The 7,228-nt window shown below is 41.2% G+C and carries 8 protein-coding genes; 2 read left to right on the forward strand and 6 right to left on the reverse strand.

Features of this window, described 5'->3' with window-relative positions:
* Nucleotides 1-62: 62 nt before the first annotated feature.
* From CHU92_RS03430 to CHU92_RS03455, 6 genes are all read right to left on the reverse strand, one after another.
* Entirely contained in the window at nt 63-1,388 is a 1,326-nt protein-coding gene (locus CHU92_RS03430; protein WP_094412627.1) for a dihydrolipoamide acetyltransferase family protein, read from the reverse strand.
* Between the two features lie 98 nt (nt 1,389-1,486).
* Nucleotides 1,487-2,626: a glycosyltransferase family 2 protein gene (locus CHU92_RS03435; protein ID WP_094412629.1), complete on the reverse strand. Its 1,140-nt coding sequence runs from the start codon at nt 2,624-2,626 to the stop codon at nt 1,487-1,489.
* 7 nt (nt 2,627-2,633) lie between these two features.
* Entirely contained in the window at nt 2,634-2,939 is a 306-nt protein-coding gene (locus CHU92_RS03440) for a type II toxin-antitoxin system RelE/ParE family toxin (RefSeq protein WP_094412631.1), read from the reverse strand.
* Complete coding sequence (locus CHU92_RS03445; protein WP_094412634.1) at nt 2,939-3,178, reverse strand: hypothetical protein; 240 nt, start codon at nt 3,176-3,178, stop codon at nt 2,939-2,941. The genes CHU92_RS03440 and CHU92_RS03445 overlap by 1 nt, the downstream gene beginning before the upstream one ends.
* A gap of 74 nt (nt 3,179-3,252) precedes the next feature.
* Nucleotides 3,253-3,684, reverse strand: a complete 432-nt coding sequence (locus CHU92_RS03450; protein ID WP_094412636.1) for an Hsp20/alpha crystallin family protein — start codon at nt 3,682-3,684, stop codon at nt 3,253-3,255.
* Between the two features lie 132 nt (nt 3,685-3,816).
* On the reverse strand, nt 3,817-4,347 hold the full coding sequence (locus CHU92_RS03455; protein WP_094412638.1) for a DUF4833 domain-containing protein: 531 nt from the start codon (nt 4,345-4,347) through the stop codon (nt 3,817-3,819).
* 148 nt (nt 4,348-4,495) lie between these two features.
* Between CHU92_RS03455 and CHU92_RS03460 the strand changes: the two genes are divergently transcribed.
* Both CHU92_RS03460 and CHU92_RS03465 read left to right on the forward strand, forming a co-directional pair.
* On the forward strand, nt 4,496-6,367 hold the full coding sequence (locus tag CHU92_RS03460) for an ABC-F family ATP-binding cassette domain-containing protein (protein WP_094412642.1): 1,872 nt from the start codon (nt 4,496-4,498) through the stop codon (nt 6,365-6,367).
* Nucleotides 6,368-6,427: 60 nt separating this feature from the next.
* Complete coding sequence (locus CHU92_RS03465; protein WP_094412640.1) at nt 6,428-7,060, forward strand: hypothetical protein; 633 nt, start codon at nt 6,428-6,430, stop codon at nt 7,058-7,060.
* The last annotated feature ends 168 nt before the right edge of the window (nt 7,061-7,228 follow it).

Raw genomic sequence — 7,228 nt, forward strand, 5'->3', positions numbered from 1 at the left:
CAAGAAAAACGTAAAAAAACCGTCTCAAGTTGTGAGACGGCTTCCATATTATATTTTTAATTTTAAAAATCCCTGTTGATGTCCCATGCTTCCAGGTAATCTGCCACGCGCTTTACAAATGAGCCTCCCAGTGCACCATCTATAACCCTGTGGTCATAACTGTGTGAAAGGAACATTTTGTGACGGATGCCGATAAAATCACCATCAGGCGTTTCAATAACAGCTGGCACTTTGCGTATAGCGCCCAGGGCAAGTATACCTACCTGCGGCTGGTTGATAATAGGTGTGCCAAATACACTACCAAAGGTACCCACATTGGTTACGGTATAGGTTCCGCCTTGCGTATCATCCGGTTTTAGTTTACCGGCTTTGGCACGGTTACCTAAATCGTTCACTGCTTTTGCCATGCCTACAAGGTTAAGCTGGTCGGCATTTTTAATAACCGGAACTATAAGGTTGCCGTTTGGCAGGGCTGCTGCCATACCAAGGTTTATGTTTTTCTTTTTGATGATGTACTCGCCTTCAACCGAAATATTCATCATCGGGAAATCTTTAAGTGCCTTCGCTACCGCTTCCATAAATATCGGGGTAAAGGTAAGCTTCTCGCCTTCCCTCTTCTCAAATGCATTTTTAACCTTATCCCTCCATTTAACTATATTGGTAACGTCAACTTCAACAAAAGACTGCACGTGTGCCGAAGTCTGTACCGATTCCACCATGTATTTAGAGATAAGCTTACGCATACGGTCCATCTCCACAATTTCATCCTGGCCGTTAACTGATACCGGAGCAGCTTTAGCAGTTGCTGGTTCAGCGTTTTGAGTTGCGGGCTTAGCTTGTGGCTGTTGGCTTGTGGCTATTGGCTGAGCAGCAGCTTGCGGCTGAGAGCCTCTTGTCTTTAAGTAATCCAGTATATCATTTTTAGTAACCCTGCCTTCTTTGCCTGTACCTTTAATAGATTCGAGCTCAGCAAGCGAAACACCTTCTTCTTTAGCTATGTTTTTAACCAGAGGAGAATAGAATTTATCAGAATCTGCAAAGTTTACAGGTGCAGCAACGGTTTCTTTAGCGGTTTCAACCTGTTTTTCAATAGCCTGCACCGTTTGCTGCGCAGTTTCTTCTTTTGGTGCGTCTACCGCAACACCACCTTCGGTTTCAATATAGGCAATGGTTTGCCCTACCTGAACCACATCGTTCACCTGGAAAAGTATCTCTGTAAGCGTACCTGAAACTTCTGACGGCACTTCTGAATCTACTTTATCGGTAGCAATTTCAAGCACTGCCTCATCCGCTTCAATACGGTCGCCCACATTTTTTAGCCAGTTTGTTATGGTTGCCTCTGCAACACTTTCACCCATTTTGGGCAATTTAAGTTCAAATTTTGCCATATCGTTAACCTAAAGGTAAAATTAGTGTTTGTGTTTGCGAAATTAATACTTTTTTTGACTTATCACTTTTCCTTCCGTAATAATTCTTACTATTTTTACTACCAGGATATTACCTGCCCCCTGTCATTACTGCTGTTGCTGCCGATAATATAATTATATCCGGCAGGCTTTATCTTAAAGGTAACGCACTTTTTATTCTTTTCCATTATGGCAATGATCTCACCAAAAGAAAACATATCATTATCAAGTATCACCTCGGCGCCCTTATCCTGTGAAGGTACTACATTATGCTCGTACTGGGCTATGCGCACCACTTTTTTTTGCAACAGGCCTTCCAGTGTCTGCCGCAATCCTTCATTTTTAGAAAATAAAATATAGTATTCGGGCAGTTTTGGCTCCACTTTTTTATTTTTTTTGGCCAGTGCAAAAAAAGTAGCCCCAACTGCCATAAATCCATCAAATAAAGGCGAACTCCTGAAGTGCTTTTTATAGAAGAACTGCATGGCCTCGCGGAAACGCATCATATATGTACCGTCCTTAACCGTGCTTTCTCCCTTGTAGTGAATAATACTTGTCCCGCTGAAATAATAATTGTGCCAGCCTTTTTTAAGCACGGTATAAGACAGGTCTATATCATCGCTATACATAAAACAGTCTTCGTCAAACCCGCCTACGCTAAGGTAAAGTTCACGCCTCATGAGCATACATGCACCGGAAAGTATATCTGCCCTGCCGGTCTGGTTTTCCGGCAGGTGCTGCGCATAATATTTATTAAAGAGGGAAACAGCCGGAAACAACTTATACAACCCGGCAATTTTGGTAACAGCTACCCACGGCGAAGGTACGCCACGTTTGCTTTCGGGCAGGAAATGGCCCGTGCCGTCAATCATTTTCACACCAGTTATGCCAATATGAGGCTCCGTCTCAGCAAAAGCCAATAATTTAGTAAAAGTATCTTCGGCAACAACGGTATCGGGGTTTAGTATGCAAATGTATTTTCCTTTAGCTGCCGCTACCCCTATATTGTTCCCTTTGGGAAAACCTGCATTTTCTTTGTTTTCTATAAGGGTTGCTTCCGGAAAATACTGCTTCACCATCGCACAGCTGTCGTCATCAGAATTGTTATCCACTACTATTATTTCACCTTCTACAGCCGAAAGGGCTTTTTGTACACTAAGCAGGCATTGCTGCAAAAACCAGCGCACATTGTAATTTAGTATGATTACAGACAGCTGCATAATTCGGTTAAAGATACTTAAGTAGTTTTTCCGGATTTTGTGTGTTGTTAAACAACAACAAGATATCTATCCTCAAGATATCAGGGTAAACCTTATAAAAAAGTGTAGATTGTCTTGAAATAACAAGACTATAAATGTCTTTATCTGAATAAAACTTCCCTATAAAAGGATTCTGTTTTAGCTTTTCAATTACTGTACTAACAACTTTAATGAACCTTTCTACTTCCTTTTGATTCCATTTCCGATAAATAAAATCAACCTCATCTGCAAAAGTGGTTTCACCCAGTGTAGTCCAATAAATATCAAAAAGCATCAGGCAAGATTATATTTTTTCCTGATATCAGACACAACTTCGTCATGTGATTTAACTTTGCCTAAATCACTCTGGCCAAGGCTCATGTCAATCACTTTTTTAGTTTCTTCAGGCAATTCATGCCAGGATATTTCTGGTTTTTCACTTTGCAGAATAGCTTCGAGCCTGTAAAGCGTTTCTTCTTCATTTACCTGAAGGAGTTTTTCAATAACCCTGTATTTTCTTGATTGCATATCCATAGACCAAATATACAATTTAAAAATGAAAAAGCGCCCTTTGCAGGACGCTTTTTACCAACTAAACTAAACCTATATTACGCAATCTCAATCAGTCTTTTTGGCTTTGGCAAAGCCTCTTCTTTTTTAGGCAATGTTATCTTTAAGATACCATCCTGGTAAGAAGCATTAATATCTTCTTCTTTTACTGTTTCAGGTAATGTGAATGACCTCCTGAATGAAGAGTACATAAACTCCCTCTTTGTATACTTGCCGTTCTCATGGTTGTTCTCGTGCTTAATTTCAGAAGAAATTGTCAGCAGGTCATTATCAAGCTCAATATTAAAATCTTCTTTCTTCATACCCGGAGCCATCAGCTCTACAAGGTATGAATCTTCATTTTCCCTGATGTTTACCGGCGGAACCATCCTGTGCATAACCTGGGTACCGCCCATCCAGTCTTTAAACAGTTCATCCATTACTGATGGAAATAAGCCATTACTGTTACCATTTCTTTTTACTAAGTTCATAATATTATAAATTTAGTTAGACATTCATTTTATTGTTTTACACCATCATATAGTCAACTTTCATTCCACATAAATAAAATCGGCCATTTTGACACTTTGCGTGTCAAAATGGCCGATTTAGATGGTAATTAATCAGGCTTTAATGTAGAACCGCTCTTTTATCTCCCTGCCGGTCTTTGGACATTTGCCATAAAAATCGGCATAATCAAGTTTAGGGCTAAGCAGGCTGTCATTTTTTGTAGCCAGGAATATACGGTGCAGTATCATCTCCCTACCATTAATTGTAGTAGTAACAACATACCTGCCGTCGCTGCCATGTTTAAGATAAAGTTTTTTATCCGGAAATGATACCAGGCAAAATTCAAAAGTGCCGTTACTAAGCCTGCTACAGGTAACTCCATAAGCCAGTTTTCGCTGCATGCCTGACAGCTCTTCTTTTTTTCCTCCTTTAGTGTAGGCAATCCGGTAAATATCTATAGGCTCTTTAGCATTAAGGGTTTTGTTGGCCCCTACGTTAGCATCATATACAAAGGTATTATGATTGCGGTTATGCTGTATGTAGAACAGCCTGTCCGGTGATTCGGGAGGCACAGGGTACCCCTTTTGGGCATGCATGCTTATTGCACCTATCACTGAAATAACCAAAAGTAACACTGCTTTCATAGGCTTTATATATTTGGCTGTTGATTATCATAAAGATAGGAAAAAAATTGCGGTTAACGGTAATTTAACATTTATGGTTGGCACCAATGCTGTTTACTGTAGCACCCAACATGCAACAAAAAGCCTATTTTTGCAAAAAATATTTCTTGTGAATTACCTTTCAGTAGAAAACATATCAAAGTCGTTTGGCGAACGTACCCTTTTTGAAAACATTTCCTTCGGTATCAACAAAGACCAGAAAATAGCCTTTGTCGCCAAAAACGGCACAGGCAAAACCAGCATCCTTAAGATCATAAATGGCGAAGACACACCCGATACGGGCCAGGTGGTGATACGCAAAGATATAAAGATGGCATTCCTGAGCCAGGAACCTAACCTGGACCCTGAACTTAGCATTGAAGAAAGTATTTTTGCATCGGACAATGAAACGCTGAAAGTTATTGAACAATATGAAAAAGCGCTTGAAAACCCGGAAGACGAAGAGGCTTACCAGAAAGCTTTTGAGCGTATGGACCTGCACAACGCCTGGGATTTTGAAACCCAGTACAAGCAGATCCTTTTTAAATTAAAGATGGAAGACCTGAAGCTGAAGGTAAAAAACCTCTCCGGCGGACAGAAGAAACGCCTTGCCCTTGCTATTATACTTATCAATAAGCCCGATTTGCTGATACTGGATGAGCCTACCAACCACCTTGACCTGGAAATGATTGAGTGGCTGGAGAATTATTTTGCCAAAGAGAACATGACGCTTTTCATGGTTACACACGACCGTTTTTTCCTGGAGCGTGTATGCAACGAGATTATTGAGCTTGAAAACGGCAAGCTTTACCAGTACAAGGGGAATTATTCCTATTACCTTACCAAAAAAGAAGAACGCATTGCTGCCGAAAATGCCAGTATAGACAAAGCTAAAAACCTGTATGTAAAAGAACTGGACTGGATGCGCAGGCAACCTAAGGCACGCACCACAAAAAGCAAATCACGCCAGGATGATTTTTACGTTATAAAAGAAAAGGCCCACAGCCGCCGCAAAGAACACCAGGTAGAGCTTGAAATAAATATGGAGCGGATGGGCAGCAAAGTAGTGGAGCTGCATAACATATCAAAGAAGTTTAAGGACAAAACGATACTTGAAAACTTCAGTTACAACTTTAAGCGTGGCGAGCGCATTGGCATTATCGGGAAGAATGGTACAGGCAAATCTACTTTCCTAAACATACTCACCCAAACGCTGCCGCCCGATAGCGGCAAGGTAGTAGTAGGCGATACCATAAAGATTGGCTACTATACCCAAAGCGGCATCAACCCTAAGCCGGAGCAGAAGGTTATAGATGTTATAAAAGAATTTGGCGAATACATCCCGCTGGCGAAGGGACGAACAATATCGGCAGCGCAACTACTGGAACGTTTCCTGTTCGACCGTAAGAAGCAATATGACTATGTAGAGAAGCTGAGCGGTGGCGAGTTAAAACGCCTGTACCTTTGTACTGTCCTGATTCAAAACCCCAATTTCCTTATACTGGATGAGCCTACCAACGACCTTGATATTGTAACGCTTAATGTACTGGAAAGTTTCCTGCTGGATTATCCGGGCTGCCTTTTGGTAGTTTCGCACGACAGGTATTTTATGGATAAGATAGTAGACCACCTGTTCGTATTCCGTGGTGAGGGAGAGATTGAAGATTTTCCGGGTAATTACAGTGATTTCCGTGTTTATGAAGACAGTGCAGAGCCCGCGAAGGAAGAGCCTAAGACAGGCGCTCCGGCAGATAAGAAATCCTGGAAGCAGAACAATGTTAAGGCCGGCCTGGCGTTTAATGAGCAAAAGGAATTCCAGAAAATTGAAAAAGAAATAAAAGACCTTGAACAGCAAAAGCAGGATATTGAGCAACAGTTTTCAGACGGTTCTATAGCTGATGCTGACATCGCCAAAAAAGCAGATGAACTGCAAAAAGTAATCAATACTATTGAAGAAAAAACAGAGCGCTGGTTTGAACTGAGCGCTAAGATGGAGGAATAGATATATAGTAATCAGTTTTAAGTAATCAGTAATCAGTTTCCGTGTGAAGCTACTTTGTAAATGAGCAAACAATCGTACATAAACTTCCTTTGGAACTCGTCAAATCTACACGGGGTACATTCGCCGTTTGTATTCGGATATATTTCGAAAGCTTTTTATGCCAAAGCCGCACGCCTGACCAAACGCGAGCATAATGCTGCTACAGGTACTGTAAAATATCAACCGGCTGAACTGCTTTACCGTATTATAAGCAATACTAAGTCTTCCAAGCTATTCATATTAGGCGAAGAGGCCGTAGAAATCACTGAAATGCTAAGGAAACTCGGTGAAGCCAACAGCCTGCAATTATGGTTCTTCTCCCTGCTGGCACCCATACCCGGAGGTGCCGACCTGGCTTATATTTCCGGAAAAGATAAAGAAGAAATATTGCCCCTTTTTGAACAGGCCGTGCCTAACATGGGCAAGAACAAAGTTTGTATTATTGGCAATATCCATTCCTCTGCCGCAACAGAAAAAGCCTGGAGCACCATAAAAAATGACCCCCGGGTTACTGTAACTATTGATGCCTACTACATGGGCCTTGTGTTTTTCAGGCATGGGCAGGCAAAACAACATTTTGTCATTCGCGCCACTACCTCCTGGCTTACTGATGTAGTTTTAGGCTTCAGGAATCTATGGGGCTTACTCGGCTAGTGGTGCATGTCGCTTCAGCCGGTTCGGATTTATCTTCTTAAAACTTTTACTTGTTGGTATACCCTTTTTTTGAGTATTATCACGTTATATTTATCATAGGCTTCACAGTAAATAAAATTAGTTATCAATCCTGTCCTAAATAAAATTTAACACTATCAAACTTAACCA

The organism is Flavobacterium cyanobacteriorum, from assembly GCF_002251835.1.
GTDB classification, from domain to species: Bacteria; Bacteroidota; Bacteroidia; order Flavobacteriales; family Flavobacteriaceae; genus Flavobacterium; species Flavobacterium cyanobacteriorum.

Coding starts and splice junctions, on each gene's coding strand:
- CHU92_RS03455 (WP_094412638.1), bottom strand. CDS start 4,347: ATGAAAGCAGTGTTACTTTTGGTTATTTCAGTGATAGGTGCAATAAGC.
- CHU92_RS03430 (WP_094412627.1), bottom strand. CDS start 1,388: ATGGCAAAATTTGAACTTAAATTGCCCAAAATGGGTGAAAGTGTTGCA.
- CHU92_RS03440 (WP_094412631.1), bottom strand. CDS start 2,939: ATGCTTTTTGATATTTATTGGACTACACTGGGTGAAACCACTTTTGCA.
- CHU92_RS03435 (WP_094412629.1), bottom strand. CDS start 2,626: ATGCAGCTGTCTGTAATCATACTAAATTACAATGTGCGCTGGTTTTTG.
- CHU92_RS03450 (WP_094412636.1), bottom strand. CDS start 3,684: ATGAACTTAGTAAAAAGAAATGGTAACAGTAATGGCTTATTTCCATCA.
- CHU92_RS03445 (WP_094412634.1), bottom strand. CDS start 3,178: ATGGATATGCAATCAAGAAAATACAGGGTTATTGAAAAACTCCTTCAG.
- CHU92_RS03465 (WP_094412640.1), top strand. CDS start 6,428: ATGAGCAAACAATCGTACATAAACTTCCTTTGGAACTCGTCAAATCTA.